A 19,773-nucleotide genomic window follows, 5' to 3' on the forward strand; every position below is an offset into this window, starting at 1 on the left:
CATTGTGAAAGGTAAATTATTAGTTTACGTTTAGCGTTTTTGTGCCACATAACCACTAAAACCAAGTGTTTTAAAATACAACTTGCCACTATTGAAGCCTGTTTCATCGAGTAAGTCGGCAAGACGAATTCTATCAAGTGGGAAAAACTCATGCTCAAAATTATGCTGCATGCGCTCTACCCCTGTTTCAGTTAAGCCTAATTGTTTGCTGAGTATCAATTGGGCATCACGCTCAAAAAGTGTTTCTGGACGCATTAAATCGGCTAAATATAATTGCCCATGTGCTTTTAGCTGTGTGCTAATTGCTTGCAACATGGCTTTTTTATCGCCGTTATCTGCCACAAAGTGCATCACTAATAAGCATAATGCGGCATCCGCTTGTTGTTTAAGTTCGGATGGCGAGCCTAAGTGTAAAGTAACCCGCTCGCTGATCCCAAGCTCAACAAATCGTTGCTTTGCGATATCGAGCATGTCTTGTGAGGTGTCTTGTGCAGTGAAATGCCACTTAGGCTGCAAGGCAGCAAGGAGGGCGACTTCTTTACCGGTACCGGCGCCTATTACCAAAATATGCGCTTCATCGCCGAGCGTTGCTTGTAGTTGCGCTGCGGTACTGCTGTGCAGCAATTCATACCCCGGTACTAAACGAGGAATGCGAGAATCATACTGCGTTGCTTCGTCTTGTGTAAATGTTGGCATTACTATTCCTTAAATAATTGTAACAGTCGAATAGCCACCAGGTTTCTTGGCGACATGAACTTGGGTAGCAACCCGTTCTGTCATTTGAGATACATGGGAGATCACGCCCACTTTGCGCCCCTGCGCTTGTAATGAATCAAGTGCATCCATGGCAATGCTTAATGTTTCACTGTCTAACGTACCAAAGCCTTCGTCAATAAACAAAGAGTTAATACTTACTTTATTGGATGACAAAGATGCAAGGCCCAGCGCAAGTGCCAACGAGACTAAAAACGACTCGCCGCCGGATAAGGTATTAACTGAACGTTGCTCATCGGCCATGTCCTTATCAACAATGGCGATATCCAAGGTTTGCTCAATAGCTGTAAGTTCATAGCGTTTGTTTAACGTTCGTAAGTGGCTGTTTGCATAGTGTAATAATATTTTTAGCGTTTGCGTTTGTGCTAAGTTACGCATGGTTTTACCCGTTGCATCACCCAAGACTTTATTAAGTACATGCCATTGCTCGACGTGTTTTTGCAAGGTTGCCAATTCAGTTTGTTTGCCTTGCAGCGCCTGACGGTTTTGATTGTGCTGTTCAAGTACAGTATTAGTTGCAAGCTGTGCTTTGTGCTGCGCAGCTTGCTGATCGTTTAAATTGGCTAACTGTTGAATAAGCTCAGCATGGCTTTGCTTAGGTTTATCGCTGTTTTGATGCTGTAAGTAAGCGTGTTTGTGCTGCTTTAACGCGGCATTTTCATCTATTAAAGCTTGCGCTAATTGTTCATGTTGCTTTAAATGCGTTTTAATTTCATCGCTACTTAGTGTTAGTAAAATTGTGACCTGTTCGTGGCTTGCATCGCTGTAGCGGCTTTTAAATTCAGCAAACCATTGATTATAGCGAGTATCGAGGTCGGCTTGTTCTTGCGTATTTTCAAGTAGCCGTTGCTCGAGGCCTTGCAGCGTTATCGCGTGCTCGTCGCGTTGTTTTATCGCGTTATCGTGCGCTTTTTGGCTGCGCTGAAGCTGTGCTTGGCATTGCTCTTGTTGAGCAGCTAGCTTCGTTTGGTAGTCGTCAGCACTAATGTGTTCATTATTAAATAGCGCTAAGCGTTCACTTTGCGAGCTGCTATGTTGTTGCTGTGCTTTGGCTAAATCATCATTTAGGTTTTTTAAGATTAGCTTCGCATCACTGATCAGCGGTGTAAACTGCTGCATCTGTTGGTCAGCGCTATCGAGTTGTTTTTGCGCTTGCTCAAGTTGCTCTTGGTTGTGCTGATATTGCTCAACTTGCTGGTTTAACTCAGTTAAATCAAGCGTATTATTTTGCAGTTGTTGCCAAAATTGAGCCTCTTGAAATTGTGAACCAAGGGTCGCGGTTAGCTCATTAATTTGTGTGCTTAGTTCACTTAGCTTGCTATTGAGCTGGCTTTGTTGATTGCTTAGTTCAAGGTGGCGTGTATGTAACTGTTGTTGAGCTTGCTGCTCATTTTTAAAGATACTTTGCAGTTGGTTTACCTGCTCTTGCAAGTTGCGCTGTTGTTTTTGTGTTGCATAATACTGTGTTTTTTGTTCATTGAGCGCAATGTAACTGGCCTCCAATTGCTCTGAGGTTAAGTCATTTAGTTCAGTGCGGGCCGCTTGCATGGTATGTTTTATTTCAAGCTGTTTAGTCTGTGCAGTCTGTACCGCTTGGCTGTGTTGTGTGTGTTCAGCAACGAGCACAGCATGCTGAGTTTGATGCGAGTGAAGCTCTGCTAGGGCATTTTCGTAGTGCTGTTTTGCATTTTTATAGTCATTTTCAAAAGCAGCGATCAAGTTAGTTAATTGCTGATCTGCGAATGGGTGTTCGGTTGCTCCACATACCACACAAGGTTCATTTGGCGTAAGTTGAGCACGTAAATGTTCGACACTTTCGCTGGCACGCAAGCGAGCTTGATTTAGTGCGTATTCACTGTGTTTAAGCGTTTGTTCTCGTGTTACAAGGTTCTGGGTTAGCGTTGTTTGTGTTTGCTCGCCCTGACTTAGTTTGCTTGCAATAACACTTTGTTGTTGCGTGCTTTGCTTTAGCTCTTGATTAAACTGCTTGTAACGCTCGCGTTGCTCTTTTAAGTAATCGATATTTTTAAGTTTGGCATCACATTGCTCAATATTAAATTGGCCGTGTTGCTTGTTGAGTTGATCAAGCTTTTGTTGTTCGCTTAAAAGTGTTTGTTCGCTTAGCGTCAGTTTTTTAGTTTGTGTTTCCAGCTGCTCGTTTTGCCGTATAAGCTCAGCTGCTAACTGTGTACTTTGTTCAGTCGTTGTTGCAAATTGCTGCTTAGCGTGCAAAAACTGATTGAAGCTATGCTGATAGTAATTCCAATCACTCGCTAGTTGCTTAAGTTGACTATGCTGGGTTAGCCATTGCTGGTGTTGCTCGGAATGTTTTTTTGCTTGTTGATGACTTGCTTGGCTTTGTTTAAATTGCTGCTGTAAATGAGTAAGTTGTTTTTGCTCTTTTTCATTTTGCCTTGTAATGCTGGTTATTGTTTGTGTTTGCATCGCAAGTTGATTGTCGAGCTCACGCGCTTTAGCAATGATTGGTTCTGCGCTTTTTTGCTGTTGTTTCGCCGTTTGCAAGCTCTCGTTGTGCTTTTCAAGTGCGCTGGCAAGATCAGTAATGAGTGCCGCGTGATCGATACTCTTTAAATCATTTACCTTGGTATTTAGTTCATTATTTTGCGCCGTTAAGCTTTTAAAACGATTGCGATTGTCTTTAATTTCCAGTGCACTTTGCGCTTGTTTAGCCTGTTCACTTTGTGTTGCAATGGCTTTAAGCGCTGTACTGGCTTGTTGTTGATTTTGTTGTGCTAGATTCAGTGCTTGCTCTAAGCTATTGGCTTGCTTATACCAGTTTATACCCTGCTCGATGCCAGCTAAGGTTTTTGTAGTATCTTCAATTTGCTGTTTTAAATCATCAAGTAGTTGAGTTTTCGCGGCAAGTTCTTCGTCGGTGAGTAAGGTATAACTGGCTAAACTGGCTTTGAGCAATTCGAGTTTATTTAGCTGTTCTTTATGGCGCTCAAAAATACGTTTACCAATCAAGCTAAATTTATCTGTGCCAGTTAAGCATTCTAAAAGCTGGGCTCGTTCATCACCCGTGGCCTTTAAAAATGCCGCAAACTCATGTTGCGCTAATAATACCGCCCGCGAGAATTGTTCAAAGTTGAGCCCTATTTTACTTTCGACTTCTTTTATGGTGTTGCTTTTATCAGCTATTAGCGTTTCGTCTGGCAAAGTATAGAGGCTGTGCTCAGCTACTTTTAACTTGCCGGTTATTTTTTTATGAGTTCTTTGAATGGTATAGCGCGCGCGATAGAGCTGTTTATCTTGGCCTAAAAAATCGACCTCGGCAAAACCTTCCCATTTACCCTTACGTAATAAGTTACGTGGGTCATTTAACTTTATACTGTCGCCATTAAAATCTATTAAGTTACCTTTATCACCTCTTAATCGAGCTGTTTTGGTATAAAGGGCTAAGCAAATCGCATCTAAAAAAGTGCTTTTTCCTGCACCGGTGTCGCCCGTTATGGCAAATAAACCAGCATCCCTTAACGGTGCTTTGGTAAAGTCGATTTCGGCGTCAACAATTGAGGCTAAGTTATGGATGCGTACTGCGGTTATTTTCATAGTTGTTCTTGCTCCGCAAGTTCGCTTATTACATCGTTTAAAAGGGTTTTTAGCTCATCCGGGACAGCTTGCCCCGCCATGTCTTTGTTATTGGCAAACGCTTGCTCTAATAACATTTGCGGGTTGAGCATCTCGACTTGGCTTAAATCTTCAAAGACAGTTAAACGCTGCTCTTTATTATGCTGACGAACGCGTTCTATGCCGCAAAAGCGCACTTCTTTGTTCTCTAGTGCTTTTTCAATTTGCTCTCGAAAAGTTGTATCGGTATCCCCTGCACTGAGCTTTACTCTTAAATACGGAGCTTGGCTATATTGGCTTAGCTCTAGGCTCGATAGTTGTTGGCATAATTGTTCAAGAGGTACGCACTCTCCTTCAGGTAATAGAATCACTTCTGTTGGGCGAGGAATGTAAAGGGGGTTTACAGTCACTGCAATCGTATCATCAGTGGTGGTTGTAAACTCAGCAACACATACTTGGTGTTTATAGTTGCGCTCTGAAAACGACATCGGCATTGGTGTACCGCTATAGCGGATTGTCTCGGACTTTGCGACTATTTGCGCTTTATGCAAGTGGCCCAGGGCAACGTAATCAGCATGATTGCTAAACACGTTTGCTGTGACTGATTCTTCTCCGCCAATTATCAAATTTCGCTCAGAATCACTAGAGATATCGCCGCCCTTGGCATGTAAGTGCCCCATCACTATCAGCGGCGTTGTTGCAGGCTTATCAATGAGCGCATGCTCAATACTTAGCTGGTACGCCTTAGCTATGCCTTGAGCGTAATCGTGACCGTTTTCAGTGTGACTAAGTGAACTAACATCACTGGCACGTAAAAATGGCATTGCAACGATATGAGCTGTTACAGGGTTGCTATTTAAACGCAGTACCACATCTGCTGGACTATTCGCATCAAAACGGCCTACGACCTGAGTATCAAACTGAGCAAGCAGCGGCTGGGCGGCCATTATGCGATTTGCAGAATCATGATTACCGGCAATAAGCACTATTTGTAATGCAGGGCAGTGTTTTTTGGCATCTTTTATAAATTGGTAGAGTTGATTTTCACTGCTAGCAGGTGGGGTAGCTGTGTGATAAATATCACCAGCGACTAACAGCAGATCTATTTGTTGTGTGACGAGCGTGTCTATGAGCCAACTGAAAAACACCTGATGCTCTTGGCAGCGATTGTGTTCGTAAAATTGTTGGCCTAAATGCCAATCTGAGGTATGTAAGACTTTCATGTCACGCTCTTAAAAAACAGTTAAGAGCGTCAATATACCCAAGCTAAATTAAGATGCAAGGGCACAAGCTGAATCTTTAACTTGTTAGGTTATACCAAGCAAAGATCACCATGGGTAAAGCTAACAATGCCAGCACTAATGGTACTTTGAGAGCTTTGGTTTGTTTGGCCTGCAGTACTTTTAACGCATTCGTTTCGTTACAGGCAGCTACTTTATCAATATAAAAATAACCTGAATCTAAATACTGTTTACAACTTTGTTCATCTGCTGGAATTGCAATTACTTCTTGTTGTTTTTTTAGGATATAAAAATCCATATGCCCACCGCATTTTACTAGTATGTTGAAACACTTTTGAGGAGAAAAGCGATGCTTTTAACCCACTCAAATCAAAAAAGTGGGCGATTTTAAATACAAATGACTATAAAGGTCAACTAAAGAATTCATTATTTAGCCATTAATACAAAAATAGCCGAAATTAAGCTAAAAGTTATGCTTATAACCAACAAACTACTGCATAAAACAAGCCACTTTTTACGTTTTTTACTATGTTTTGGAAAGCGAGCGAGTGCGTCGTTTTTATCGCAAGCCGCAACGACTTCAACAAACTCAAAGCCCCGCTTTTGATATTCATTTAGTTGCTCAGTCTGAGCTGGAATTGCCGCAACACTATTATCTTTTTTTACAATGTAAAATTTCATCGGTTACTCCTGCAAGCTGTCAGCTAACTTATTCAATACTATGGTAAGAGGGTTTACTACTCATCGTTTAGGTTAACGTGTTTACAAACTGTAAAGCTAACTGTAATTGACTTGCATTAATTAAGCCTGAATTTCGTACAAAAGTTGCTGTAAACCCCCTTTACAATAATTGCCTTGTTGTTAATCATCAGTATTTAAGAATAAGTTATTTTTTACCCTATAAATGCGGCGGTTTATCGCTATTTCATTGAATATATCTCACTATTTTGACAAAGTATGCTTACGAAAAATTAACAGGATTAATTATGAAAAAAGCAGTTGTAACTTTAGGGGCTATATTTTTACCGTTAGCTCTCTCAAGTACTGTTATGGCTTCTGCAGTTGAGCAAACAAAAGGCAGTTATGTTGATAAGTTTCGCCAACTTGATGAAGTGCTGCCTACACCGAATGTTTATCGTAGTGCAGCAGGTGAGCCTGGTGAAAAATATTGGCAGCAGCATGTTAATTACGACATCGATGTAAAGCTTGATGAAAATGCACGTCGCTTAACAGCAAGTCAAACCATAGAGTATAAAAATAATTCACCGCACACACTCAAGTATTTATGGTTGCAACTCGATCAAAATATTTTTAAAAGCGACTCTATTGCAGAACGTACTGCTACATTTAACGGCTCTGCCCTACAGGGAGATCCACAACCAAAAGCAACTAAATTAAGTTTAAGTCAGTTACGTCGTCAACAATTTATGAGTGACAATGAACTTGGCTTTACAATTGCTAATGTTAAAGATGATAACGGTAAAGAATTAAAAGTCACAGTTGTTGATACACTAATGCGTATTGACTTAAATGAACCACTGAAACCAGGCAAAGACACTGAATTCAGCATGGACTTTGCTTTTAACATCGTTGAAGAAGATGCCGTTGGCGCTCGCTCTGGTTACGAGCATTTTGAAAAAGATGGCAACGACATATTCTTACTTGCTCAATGGTTTCCGCGTTTAGCTGCTTATACAGATTACGAAGCATGGACTAATAAAGCCTTTTTAGGCAGTGGAGAGTTTACGCTAGAATTTGGTGATTATGATGTTGAGATCACTGTTCCTGCCGATCATATCGTCTCTGCAACGGGTAAGCTTGATAATGCTAGTAGCGTGCTGACCCGTACTCAGCGAAACCGTTTAGAACAAGCCAAAAATACAAAGCGCCCAGTATTTATCGTTACTGAAGATGAAGCCTTAGAAAATGAAAAAGAAGGCACAGACAAGACCAAAACATGGCACTTTAAAGCTGAAAATGTGCGTGACTTTGCATGGGCGTCGTCGCGTAAATTTATGTGGGATGCAAAAGGTTATCAACAAGGCGGTAATGATCAGCCATTAGTGATGGCTATGTCATTTTTCCCCAAAGAAGGTGGCGATCTATGGAAGAAGTATTCGACCGAAGCAATCGTACATACAATGGAAGTTTATTCACGCTTTTCATTTGATTATCCATACCCTGTTGCGCAGTCAGTCAATGGTCCAGTAGGCGGTATGGAATATCCAATGATCACATTTAATGGCCCTCGAACTGAGTTACAGGATGACGGTTCGCGTACTTATTCACAAGCTGAAAAGCGCTTTTTAATTGGCGTGGTGATCCACGAGGTTGGTCATATTTATTTTCCTATGGTGGTGAACTCTGATGAGCGCCAATGGACTTGGATGGATGAAGGTTTAAACAGCTTTTTAGATGGTGTTGCTGGGCGTGAATGGGATCCAACTATTCCATGGGGGGTTGAACCACGTGACGTTGTTGCCTACATGAAGTCTGAAAATCAAGTGCCGGTAATGACTCAGTCAGACAGCGTGCTGCGTTTAGGGCCTAATGCTTATACCAAACCTGCGGCCGCACTGAATATTTTGCGTGAAGTGATTTTAGGCCGTGAGTTGTTTGATTTTGCGTTTAAAGAGTACGCCCAGCGTTGGAAGTACAAGCGCCCTACCCCTGCTGATTTTTTCCGTACCATGGAAGAAGCATCAGGTGTTGATTTAGATTGGTTCTGGCGTGGCTGGTTCTATAGCACTGATCATGTTGATATCTCGCTCGATAAAGTCTATCAATTACGTTTAGATACTAAAAACCCTGATATAGATTTTAATCGCCTACGTGATATTGAAGCGGCTAAACCTATGCCACTATTTGTGGAACGTAATAAGGCTGAAGCTAAAAAGCTATGGGTTGAAGAAAACTCCGACGTAACTGATTTCTACGATGAAAACGACCGCTTCACTGTTACTAACAAAGAGCGCAACTCGTATAATAAATTCTTAAAAGGCTTAGAGCCATGGGAGCGTAAAGTACTCGATCGCGCAGTTGCAGAAGATAAAAACTATTACGTGCTTGAATTTTCGAATTTAGGCGGCCTAGTAATGCCAATTTTACTTGAGCTTAGCTATGAAGATGGTACTAAAGAAGATCGTATGATCCCTGCCGAAATCTGGCGTCGCAACCACAAACATGTGCAAAAACTTATTATTACTGATAAGAACAAGCCTTTGGTATCAGTAACGGTTGATCCTCGTTGGGAAACTGCAGACGTAGATGTTGAAAATAATAACTACCCTCGTCGTATTATCCCTTCACGTATTGAAGTGTATAAAAAAGAGCAAAGTAAAGCCAAAGTCAGCCGCGATATCATGCACGATATTAAAACTGAGCTAAAAACAGGTGACGAAAAAGACAGCGATAAGGAGCAAGAATAATGCGTTTTATGCTTATTATTCTTGCTTTTATAGTTGCTATGCCAGCGATGGCGCATCAACTTAAAGCATCAGTAACTACAGTTTTATTTAATAAACGTACTAGTAATATTGAGCTAATGCATCGTTTTTATTTACATGATACCGAGCATGCTGTGGAGCATTTATTTGCCGGTGGTGCAGATATTATTAGTAATAAAGAAGATCAACAACGCTTTGTAGATTACATCGAATCACATGTTGCTTTACAAACACTCGATGGTGAGCCGCTAGTGCTGAAGGAAGTGGGTGCGCAAGTTGATGGTAAGTTTTTTTGGGTTTATCAAGAAGCACCGATCCCAAAGGATATTAAAGGTATCCGTATGAGTCACGGCGCGCTGCGCGATTTATGGCCTGCGCAAGTGAATATGGTTAATGTTGAAGGTAAAGGCAAAGTGAAAACACTGCACTTTACCCAAGATGACACTTGGCTAGAAGCGCGCTTTGAACCAGCTAATACAGCGGTAGACCAAACAAAGTAGGCAAATTTAAAAGTCCCCCAACCGACGCGCACAGTAGTTTTGTGCGCGTTTTTTATTAATTTTTATATTAAATACGAATATGTTCCTTTTCATATCTAATTGCGTAAACTATCTTAAAGTAAGTAATTTGGATGAAAATCAAATCATATACAAGGAGTGGTATGAATACGTATCAAAGTACAGTAGCTGGGGTTATTTTTGATTTAGATGGCACCTTAGTATCATCTGAACTTGATTTTACTCTTATCAAAGCTCAAGTCGGTTGCCCTGACGAGCATGATCTACTTAGTTTTATTGATGGCCTTCCGTCTCCTTACATGCGTGAGGAAGCAATGAATATTGTCCATCAGCATGAGCTTATTGATGCTCAACATGCAACGTTGTTACCCGGTGTAGCGCAAGCTATCGCGCGTTTAAAAGAGCAAGCAATACCAATGGCAATCGTGACACGTAATTACGACCGCGCTACTGCGCTGAAATTAAAAAATAATCCGTTGCCAATTCAAACTGTACTCACGCGTAGTGATGCCCCCCCTAAGCCAGATCCGAGTGCTTTGAATGCAATTGCAACGTTATGGGGAATAGATCAGCAACATATACTTTATGTTGGTGATTATCTTTATGATATCCAGGCTGCACATAATGCCAATATGCGTGCTTGTTTATATGCACCGAGTGATGTTCCTGCATATGCAGAACAAGCTGATTATATTCTGCACCATTTTTCTGAATTGCCTAAGTTAATAAATAATTTAGGGCAAACACGACAATCTCGACTTATAAATGCTTCAGTTTAAGTAGAATTTTAGTGTTATGTTAAATAGCGTGTTGTTTAACTTTTATAAGCGTAAGTACTGTTAAGCGAAATGTCATAATTGTGATTTTGCAGTCATTTAATCACTAGCTCAATACTGCGCAAATTGTTAAAATGTTGCCAATATCGAGTTTCCAATAGAGGCATAAGATGGGCAGAGCATTTGAAGTACGTAAAAGCTCCATGGCGAAAACAGCCAATGCTAAAACCAAAGTTAATTCTAAGTACGGTAAAGAAATTTACGTAGCAGCAAAAAATGGTGAACCTGATCCAGAAGTAAACCAGTCGCTAAAACGCTTAATCGAACGCGCGAAGCGAGATCAAGTACCAGCACATGTCATCGAAAAAGCGATAGAGAAAGCTGCTGGCGGAGCTGGTGAAGATTATGCAACAGCCCGTTACGAAGGCTATGGCCCAGGTAACTGTATGGTGATTGTTGACTGTTTAACAGATAACCCAAATCGTACTATTAAAGATGTTCGCTTACCGTTTACTAAAACTGACTCAAAAATAGGTACACCAGGCTGTGTAGCACATATGTTTGATCATTTAGCTGTACTTGGTTTTAGTGGTGACGATGATGAAGTGGTACTTGAAGCTTTAATGATGGCTGATGTTGATGTAACCGATGTAGAAGTTGAAGATGGCAAAGTATCGGTTTTTGCTCCACATACCGAATATTACAAAGCAAAAACAGCATTAGAAGAGGCGTTTGCAGGTATTATTTTTGAAGTTGACGAAATCACCTTCGTGCCACAAGTGAATATAGAAATTACTGATGCCGATGTTATCGCTAATTTTGATAAATTTATTGCAATGTTGGAAGATTGTGACGACGTACAAAACGTTTATCATAACGCCACGGTAGTGAATTAGGCTGAAGTTAGAAAGTTAGCAAGTTAGTAGTTTCGAGAAGATACAAAAGCGCATTTCATTGCTGGAATGTGCTTTTTTTGTTGTTGATGGCTTATTTTGCTGAATGCTGATTATTCAGCAAAGTTATGGTTAAAGGATAATTTAAGCAAAAAAAACCAGCCCGAGGGCTGGCAATATGACACTAACAAACTCGAAGGGGAGCTATTGTTGCGATTTATATTTTATACGAAACGCATGCAATAATGGTTCAGTATAACCACTGGGTTGTTTAACTCCTTCTAATACAAGGGCTAATGCAGCTTGATATGCAATACTTTGTGCTAAGCTTTGCACTGAATCGGCCATATTAACATAAGCCGGATCCCCTTCATTTTGGCCATCCACTACTTTTGCCATTTTCGCCATGGTAGTTTCTATTTGTGCCTGCGTGCATACCCCATGCTGCAACCAGTTAGCCATATGTTGGCTTGAAATACGCAGTGTAGCCCTATCTTCCATTAATCCTATATGGTTAATGTCAGGCACTTTAGAACAGCCTACACCTTGATCAATCCAACGTACTACATAACCTAAAATACCTTGAGCATTGTTATCCAGCTCTGCCTGAATATCTTCTTTGCTCAAACTATTAGGATCAACCATCAAAGGCGGAGTTAATAGTTCTGTTAAACTAGCTTGTTGACGCTGGGCAATCGCTTTTTGACAGGCAAACACATCAACGTCATGATAGTGCATAGCATGTAAGGTGGCTGCAGTAGGGGAGGGTACCCAGGCAGTATTAGCGCCTGCTTGCGGATGGGCAATTTTTTGCTCCATCATCAACGCCATTTTATCGGGCATTGGCCACATACCTTTGCCTATTTGTGCGCGACCACTTAACCCGGTTTGCAAACCGATATCGACATTTCTGTCTTCATAAGCATTGATCCAAGGTTGTTGTTTCATGGCTGCTTTTGGTAATACTACACCTGCTTGCATTGAGGTATGAATTTCATCACCTGTACGGTCTAAAAAGCCAGTATTGATAAATACCACACGTTGTTTAGCAGCATTAATACAGGCTTTTAAGTTCACCGATGTACGGCGCTCTTCATCCATAATGCCCATTTTGATGGTGTTTTTGGGTAACTGTAAAAGCTGTTCAATACGACTAAATAATGTATTGGTAAAAGCAACTTCTTCAGGACCATGCATTTTCGGTTTGACGATATTGATACTGGCTGCAGTTGAATTTTTTACCGGGCTATTGCCATTTAAGTCATGCAGTGCGGCAGTGACCGTGATCATTGCATCCATGATACCTTCAAATACGTCGCGGCCTTGGCTATCTTGAATCGCAGGGTTTGTCATTAAATGGCCAACATTACGCACAAACATCATACTACGCCCTTTTAGACTTAGCGGTTTGCCATCAATACCTGAATAACTGCGGTCTTTAGCGAGTGTACGCTCAATCGTTTTGCCATCTTTTGTGAATGACTCAGCGAGAGTGCCTTTCATTAAGCCTAACCAATTTTGATAAACTTGCACTTTATCTTCGCCGTCAACGGCGGCAACGGAGTCTTCACAATCCATAATGGTGGTAAGTGCAGCTTCGAGGAGGACGTCTTTTAAGCCCGCTTTGTCGGCGGCACCAATGCTATGATTATGATCTATTTGTAGCTCTATATGGAGGCCATGACTGAGTAATAAAATTGCCCTGGGGTTTTGTGCTTCACCTTGAAAACCAACAAGTTGCGCTGGTTGTTTTAAGCCTGTTTGTGAGCTATCACGTAAGGTGATGATGAGCTGCCCATTAACTACCGAATAATTAGTACTTTCAATATGTGAGCCATTTTCAAGTGGTAACGCTTTATCTAAAAACTGCCTTGCGTAGGCCATTACTTTAAAACCGCGAACAGGATTATAGTTGCTGCCTTTTTCAGCGCCATCTTCTTCGCTAAGTACATCAGTGCCGTATAAGGCATCGTATAACGACCCCCAGCGTGCGTTAGCGGCATTAAGTGCAAAGCGTGCATTACTTACTGGCACAACCAGCTGAGGGCCAGCTGTGCGGGCTATTTCAGGCTCAACATTTTCTGTCTCAATGCAAAAATTATCTGGCTCAGGGACTAAATAACCAATGTCAGTTAAAAACTGTTGGTATTGCGCTGCATCCCAGTGTTTATTTGCTAGGTGATAGCTATCAATTTGGTGTTGTAGGTCTTCACGCTTGACTAATAATGCACGGTTAAGCGGACTAAGATCATCAATAATTTCAGCAAATCCTTGCCAAAAGTGTTGTTCGCTAATACCTGTACCGGGTAGCAGTTGCTGGTTAACAAAATCGGCTAATTGGTTATCTACGGTTAATCCAAATTGGCTGTGAGAGAGTGTCATAATCGATATCCTTTTAAACAGTCGCGGTGCAATTGACTGCATGTGAGCAATCTTTTGTTAACCATAACCTAAAAATACGCAATAGGTGTTCTTTTAGCCATTCACTAAATATATAGCCAGCATAACAACTATAAATTTACTAAATCCAATAAATCGGCCTAATGTTGATTTAAGCGCTACAGAGCATTAACTCTTAGCCTCTCACACAACCATATAAATAAAATTTAGTTTTAACCCGTTCAGAGGATTTTTTATTATGACTACTTATCAACGTGAAACCGATACTTTAGCTACACTTTGTCAAGCACAAGGTAAAACATGGCAAGCAATTAATCCTGAATACGCAAGTCGTATGCGTTTGCAAAATCGTTTTCGTACGGGATTAGACATCGCTCAGTTTACAGCTGACATCATGCGTGAAGATATGGCTGCATATGATGCTGATACCAGCCAATACACACAATCGCTTGGTTGCTGGCATGGTTTTACTGCCCAACAAATGATGATGGCGATTAAACGTCACCAAAAAACCACTAAGCGTAGCTACGTATACCTAAGCGGTTGGATGGTTGCTGCGTTGCGCTCTGAGTTCGGCCCACTACCGGATCAAAGTATGCACGAAAAAACCTCAGTACCGGCGTTGATTGAAGAAATTTATACTTTCCTAAAACAAGCCGATGCTCGTGAACTTGACCATTTATTTAAAGACTTAGATAACGCCAAAGCAACTGGTGGTGATGTACAAGCGGTACTTGATAAAATAGATAACTTTGAAAGTCATGTGGTACCGATCATCGCAGATATTGATGCTGGTTTTGGTAATGAAGAAGCAACCTACTTACTCGCTAAAAAAATGATTGAAGCGGGGGCATGTGCTATCCAAATCGAAAACCAAGTTTCAGACGCGAAACAATGTGGTCACCAAGCAGGTAAAGTAACTGTGCCACACGAAGACTTTTTAGCAAAAATTAACGCCGTGCGTTATGCCTTTTTAGAACTGGGTATTGATAACGGTATTATTGTCGCACGTACTGACTCACTTGGTGCTAGCTTGACCCAAAAAGTGCCGGTATCACAAACACCTGGCGACCTTGCTAGTCAGTACAATGCGTTTTTAGAAACCACGCCAATTAACGGTGTTGAAGATTTAAATGAAGGTGATACGGCAATGAAGCTGAACGGCCAATTATGTAAGCCGACTCGCCTTGATAATGGTTTATACCAATTCCGCGAAGGCACAGAAAAAGACCGTGTTGTACTAGATTGTATTACCAGCTTGCAATCGGGTGCTGATTTATTGTGGATTGAAACTGAAAAACCACATGTAAAACAAATTGCTGAACTGGTTAATCGGGTTAAAGAGCAAGTTCCTGACGCTAAACTGGTTTATAACAATTCACCTTCTTTCAACTGGACATTGAAATTCCGCGAGCAAGTTTATCAACAGTGGTTAGACGAAGGTAAAGATCTATCTGCTTATCCAAGTATTGATGATAATAAGGCACTAATGGCACCAGAGATGGATGCAACTGAACTTGCAGTCGCAGCAGATGAGTTAGTACAAAACTTCCAACGCGATGGCGCGCGCGAAGCTGGTATTTTCCACCACTTAATTACGCTACCGACCTATCACACGGCTGCATTGAGCACTGATATTCTGTCAGAAGGCTACTTTGGTGACTTAGGTATGCTGGCTTATGTACGTGATGTGCAGCGTCAAGAAATTCGCCGCGAACAAGCATCCGTTAAGCATCAAGACTTAGCAGGTTCTAACATGGGAGATACCCATAAAGAGTACTTCTCAGGTGAAAATGCGCTTAAAGCTGGCGGTGAAGCAAACACTATGAACCAGTTCTAACATAACAGTCCAACTCAACAATGTTACAAAGGGCCGCAAGGCCCTTTTTTTGATGCTAGCAATTACACCGGATATACAGCTTTACACCTGCTAACTTTACCGCTCAGATCAGATTTTAACTAAGGCTTGGATCAGTATTTAACTAGCATCAGATTTACTTTCAATTTTTGGATCAGATTTTTATCAAGTAAATTTTTTTGCGGTATTTCTTATCAATTTAGCGATTTAATCAGCTTTTAGCTCTTTGGAAAGGGGGGATTTTGATAAAAATGGCCGTTATTAGCCATTAATCAGAAAATATAAACCGATTTTTTACCAACTCTAACCGACTACAAACCACTTTTTTACCAACTTAAACGCCATAAACAGTGACTCAAACCGATTTTTTACTAACTCAATGACCAAAAAATGTCATAAACCGAAATTTTACTAACTCGATTTTTTACAAAGTCCGATATTTGTGTAAACTTTAGAATATGTGAATGAGCACTCACTTTTTGTAAAGGGGGTTTACAGGGGATTTGACTAGTGACAAATTAGCGAGAGTAAAAGTTGCTAAGGACCAAGCTACGGTTTCTAGCTTCACACTTGCAACTTGTTAACTTTACTCTCGCCGCTAACTAATTTCTATTTACTATGTTTATCAAACCACCATTGAATATAAGCGACTTTAGCCATCAAGTTTGACGGCCGTTTTGTTATGCCATGTGATGCATCAGGAATACGTACCATTGCTGTATCAACTCCTTGTAGCTTTAATGCTTGATAAAATTGCTCGGTCTCAGAAATAGGAGTGCGGTAATCCGCTTCACCAGTGAGTAGCATGGTTGGTGTTTTAACATTACCAACATAGCTAATTGGCGAGCGCTTCATATAATGCTCAATATGATCCCATGGCTTACCTGGGAACCAGTAATCGGCAAAGAATGGGTAGAAGTCAGCAGTTAGTACAAAGCTGATCCAATTGATCACCGGCTTGGCAACAACAGCGGCGGCAAATCTGTCGGTATGGCCTACAATCCACGCCGTAAGTACACCGCCACCTGAGCCACCGGTTACAAACAGTTTTGACTGATCAATAAAACCTTTGCCAATAAGCGCATCAACGCCAGTCATTAAGTCATCAAAATCGTTACTAGGATAATTGTGATGAATAGTTTGCGCGAACTGCTTCCCATATGAATCACTACCACGCGGGTTCATATATAAAACCACATTACCTTTAGCGGCAAATAATTGTATTTCAGCGCTAAAGTGTGGACCGTAGTTAGCGACAGGGCCGCCGTGTATTTCTAAAATAAGGGGATATTTTTTACTACTATCAAACCCAGGAGGGTAGGCGACCCAACCTTGAATTGGTAAGTCGTCATAACTTGATTTGAGCCAAATTTCTTCTACTTTTGCCAGCTGTTTATTACCAAGCGCGTCGTCATTTAATTTTGTTAAACGTTGTGTTTTACCATTTTTAACTATTGCTATATCAGCAGGACGTTGGGTATCAGCAAGCGTGATTGCCACATCACCATCGTCGCTTATATCAAAGTCACCACCAGAATAAGGGCGACCGAATGAAACACTCCCTATTTTTTGTGTGATCACTTTTCGTTTGCCGCTACGTGGTTGATAAGCGAGTGCGGTTTGGCCTTCACTGGCGTAACTAAAATAAAGCCCTCTAGAATTATCAGCCCATTTAATTTGCTCGACACTGCGGTCAAAATCAGCGGTTAAACTTGTGGTATCACCCGATTTTAAATCGCGAATATATAGCTGGGTATTTTCATAATTGGTACGTTTATCATCATAACCGGTATAGGCAAGATAACGCCCATCTGGTGATATTTGCGGTTGCTGATCAGGACCTTCTCGGTCGGTAAGCGCTGTTATTTTTAGATCATTTAATGTCAGCTGATATATTTCAGAATTTGTTGGTTTGAGTTTAAAGTCAGCATGGCGATTAGCCGAAAAATAAAGGCTGTTACCATCTTCAGAAAAGCTAACTGGCCCGCCATGATCAAAGTCGCCAGAGGTTAACTGACGGGCATTACCGCCATTGGCATCAATAGTAAACAAATGACGAAAACCAGGCTTGGTATAACCGCCGCCATCGGCACGATAATATACGTCATCAATAAATTTAGCAGGCTCTGCCCAGCTGGCACCTTCAGGCTTGCCTGGTAAGTTAATAGGAGAACTAACTTTACTCGGTACAAATTGGCTAAACAGTAATTGCCGACCATTAGGTGACCACTGCAAACTTGCAGGGCTTTGAGTAAGATTACTAATTTTTGCAACAGCGCCTGTTTTTAGCCATTTTACATAAATTTGGCTACTGCCATCACGAGTTGAAATAAACGCTAAACGTGATTGGTCTGGCGACAAGACAGGGGAGTAATCCATATGTACACCCGATGTAAGCGGTTGTAATTGCTTTGAACTACTGTCGACAGACCAAATATTACTAACTTTACTATCTGATTTAATGTCCATCCGATTTCGAACAAAGTAGACGGTTTTACCGTCGTTAGTCATTTCAATTTGATTGGCATATTCAAGGTCGAATACATTTTCTAGTTGAAAAGTTTGCAGGTTATCATTGGCTAATACTGAAAAACACAGCGAGGTTAGGAGGGCTGCGGGGGCAATCAATTTCATTTTAATTCCTTGTTATTAATTATCGCACCTAACCGTTATAGAATAACAAAACCCAAAGGTACACCATCATGCGATGAATACCTGATTGATTATTAGTGGCTACTTGCCGACATTAGTATTTTTGAGTGGTTGAGCTGCGATAGTAAATTCACACTCGGTGAGTACTACACTTTTATTACATTGATAGAAAACGGTTACGTAAGTGTCTTGAGGCACTTGCTCTGCGAGCGATTTAGTAATTTTAAACTGCAATTGTTGCTGATTAAAAGCAATTAGCTGTGCAGCTTCAAAACCAAAAAATTGCTTTACGCTTGGATATAGTGCTTTAAAAATACTTTCTTTTGCTGAAAAAATGACGGTTAATGGATGTGAAAGCTGCCCAGCCAATCGCCTAAAAAGTGGATATTCATCAGGATGCAAAATTTGCTTTTGTAGCTCTAGCTCTTGTTTGGCACTCATTAGTTGCTCTATATCAATACCAATTCCAGTGATATCAGTGTGCTGACATGCCATGGCCATTGCGATCCCTTGCGTGTGGGTAATGCTACCAATAATGTTTTTAGGCCATATGGGCGCGCGATCGGGGCCTGAGATAATATCAAAACAGGGGATATTGAGGGCGGTTAACACCTGTTTTGCGCAAAAACGGCCGGCGAGGTATTCAGCTCTTCGTTTAACAACAGCCTTTTGTAGTTGTTGCGGTAACACAATCTGATAATTTAAAAAGTCACTGTCAATAAAACTGCTACTGTCAAACTCACAACAATAACTATTATGACTAAGTTGTGGGCTCAGTTTAGTATAAAGAGAAAAATCCATAACATTTTGCTGTTTTGTTTAGTGCCATTAGTAAGGCTTTGATAATACACTAATAACTTCATAAATAAAGTAAAGGCTATGACTATTTAAGCTGAGCTTTGGTTAAGAGATTTACTAACATATTTATTTTAGCATTAATATTATTTTCAGTTGCAAATGGTCAACTACTGGGTAGTTGGTCAACAGGGAAAAACATTGCTCGTGATATTGCAATATCAGCAAACGGTCAGTTAATAGTGGTAGGCTATCGTAGCTGTGAAGCTGATGTGATCAACTCTCTAACGAAGCAAAATACGCTATTTCAAGTTCATCGCCTTGATATTAATTCTGTAGCACTATCTGCAGATGGACAAACAGCATTAAGCGGTTCAAGCGATAAGTTTAGTTATTTATGGTCAACGAAAGATGGCACTATTTTAAAAGAGTTCAAATTAGCGACTCGTGTTAATCATGTCAGTATAAACGAAAATGCAAGTTTAGGTTTTGCGATAGATTCTGTTGATGATCGTATATTTCTTGATTTAAACACCGGTATTAAAAAAGCTGAGCTAAATATATTTACTAATTTTATAGAGTTTAACCACTCGCGGTTTGTAAATGATGATAAAAGGTTTTTTACCGGCTCACCGAAAAGCACGATACAATTATGGCGTGTAAAAGATGGTACATTATTGGCTGAGTATAAAGCGACACAACTGCGCATTCGTGGCTCAGTTTTAGCTGTAGCGTATGATAAAGAAAATAAAACAATTGTCAGCGAAAGCAGTGATGGAGTACTAGAAGTTTGGCCGTATCAGTCTAAGTAAGCGAAAATTTAATTGGA

At 40.8% G+C, this 19,773-nt stretch carries 14 protein-coding genes; 6 read left to right on the plus strand and 8 right to left on the minus strand.

Annotation, left to right across the window (positions count from 1 at the left end):
* Nucleotides 1–30: 30 nt before the first annotated feature.
* From H5154_RS02830 to H5154_RS02850, 5 genes are all read right to left on the minus strand, one after another.
* The gene (locus H5154_RS02830; protein WP_182717327.1) at nt 31–696 is read right to left on the minus strand and encodes a class I SAM-dependent methyltransferase; all 666 of its coding nucleotides are present in this window, start codon (nt 694–696) and stop codon (nt 31–33) included.
* Nucleotides 697–705: 9 nt separating this feature from the next.
* Nucleotides 706–4,347: an AAA family ATPase gene (locus tag H5154_RS02835; RefSeq protein WP_182717328.1), complete on the minus strand. Its 3,642-nt coding sequence runs from the start codon at nt 4,345–4,347 to the stop codon at nt 706–708.
* Nucleotides 4,344–5,588 carry an exonuclease SbcCD subunit D C-terminal domain-containing protein gene (locus H5154_RS02840; protein WP_182717329.1) on the minus strand — a complete coding sequence of 415 codons (1,245 nt, stop codon included), beginning with the start codon at nt 5,586–5,588 and terminating at the stop codon, nt 4,344–4,346. The genes H5154_RS02835 and H5154_RS02840 overlap by 4 nt, the downstream gene beginning before the upstream one ends.
* 76 nt (nt 5,589–5,664) lie before the next feature.
* Nucleotides 5,665–5,904 (minus strand): hypothetical protein, encoded by a 240-nt coding sequence (locus tag H5154_RS02845; protein ID WP_145238872.1) that lies wholly within the window; start codon nt 5,902–5,904, stop codon nt 5,665–5,667.
* 128 nt (nt 5,905–6,032) lie between these two features.
* Nucleotides 6,033–6,287 carry a hypothetical protein gene (locus H5154_RS02850; RefSeq protein ID WP_182717330.1) on the minus strand — a complete coding sequence of 85 codons (255 nt, stop codon included), beginning with the start codon at nt 6,285–6,287 and terminating at the stop codon, nt 6,033–6,035.
* A gap of 305 nt (nt 6,288–6,592) precedes the next feature.
* On the opposite strand from H5154_RS02850, the gene H5154_RS02855 reads away from it, so the two are divergent.
* From H5154_RS02855 to H5154_RS02870, 4 genes are all read left to right on the plus strand, one after another.
* Entirely contained in the window at nt 6,593–9,034 is a 2,442-nt protein-coding gene (locus H5154_RS02855; RefSeq protein ID WP_149980349.1) for a M1 family metallopeptidase, read from the plus strand.
* The gene (locus tag H5154_RS02860) at nt 9,034–9,552 is read left to right on the plus strand and encodes a DUF6702 family protein (protein ID WP_182717331.1); all 519 of its coding nucleotides are present in this window, start codon (nt 9,034–9,036) and stop codon (nt 9,550–9,552) included. Before H5154_RS02855 ends, H5154_RS02860 begins: the two co-directional genes overlap by 1 nt.
* 161 nt (nt 9,553–9,713) lie before the next feature.
* Complete coding sequence (locus tag H5154_RS02865) at nt 9,714–10,349, plus strand: HAD family hydrolase (protein ID WP_182717332.1); 636 nt, start codon at nt 9,714–9,716, stop codon at nt 10,347–10,349.
* Nucleotides 10,350–10,516: 167 nt separating this feature from the next.
* Nucleotides 10,517–11,242, plus strand: coding sequence for a YebC/PmpR family DNA-binding transcriptional regulator (locus tag H5154_RS02870; protein ID WP_182717333.1), 726 nt, complete (start codon nt 10,517–10,519; stop codon nt 11,240–11,242).
* A gap of 201 nt (nt 11,243–11,443) precedes the next feature.
* On the opposite strand, the gene H5154_RS02875 is transcribed toward H5154_RS02870, so the two are convergent.
* Nucleotides 11,444–13,621 (minus strand): malate synthase G, encoded by a 2,178-nt coding sequence (locus H5154_RS02875; protein WP_182717334.1) that lies wholly within the window; start codon nt 13,619–13,621, stop codon nt 11,444–11,446.
* Nucleotides 13,622–13,877: 256 nt separating this feature from the next.
* Between H5154_RS02875 and H5154_RS02880 the strand changes: the two genes are divergently transcribed.
* Complete coding sequence (locus H5154_RS02880) at nt 13,878–15,479, plus strand: isocitrate lyase (RefSeq protein WP_145238853.1); 1,602 nt, start codon at nt 13,878–13,880, stop codon at nt 15,477–15,479.
* A gap of 627 nt (nt 15,480–16,106) precedes the next feature.
* On the opposite strand, the gene H5154_RS02885 is transcribed toward H5154_RS02880, so the two are convergent.
* Nucleotides 16,107–18,131: a S9 family peptidase gene (locus tag H5154_RS02885; protein ID WP_182717335.1), complete on the minus strand. Its 2,025-nt coding sequence runs from the start codon at nt 18,129–18,131 to the stop codon at nt 16,107–16,109.
* 99 nt (nt 18,132–18,230) lie between these two features.
* Nucleotides 18,231–18,950 carry a 4'-phosphopantetheinyl transferase gene (locus H5154_RS02890; RefSeq protein ID WP_182717336.1) on the minus strand — a complete coding sequence of 240 codons (720 nt, stop codon included), beginning with the start codon at nt 18,948–18,950 and terminating at the stop codon, nt 18,231–18,233.
* A 98-nt stretch (nt 18,951–19,048) separates the two neighbouring features.
* Between H5154_RS02890 and H5154_RS02895 the strand changes: the two genes are divergently transcribed.
* Nucleotides 19,049–19,756: a WD40 repeat domain-containing protein gene (locus tag H5154_RS02895; protein WP_182717337.1), complete on the plus strand. Its 708-nt coding sequence runs from the start codon at nt 19,049–19,051 to the stop codon at nt 19,754–19,756.
* Nucleotides 19,757–19,773: the final 17 nt, after the last annotated feature.

It is taken from the genome of Pseudoalteromonas sp. SR44-5, from assembly GCF_014163675.1.
Taxonomy (GTDB): Bacteria; Pseudomonadota; Gammaproteobacteria; order Enterobacterales; family Alteromonadaceae; genus Pseudoalteromonas; species Pseudoalteromonas rhizosphaerae.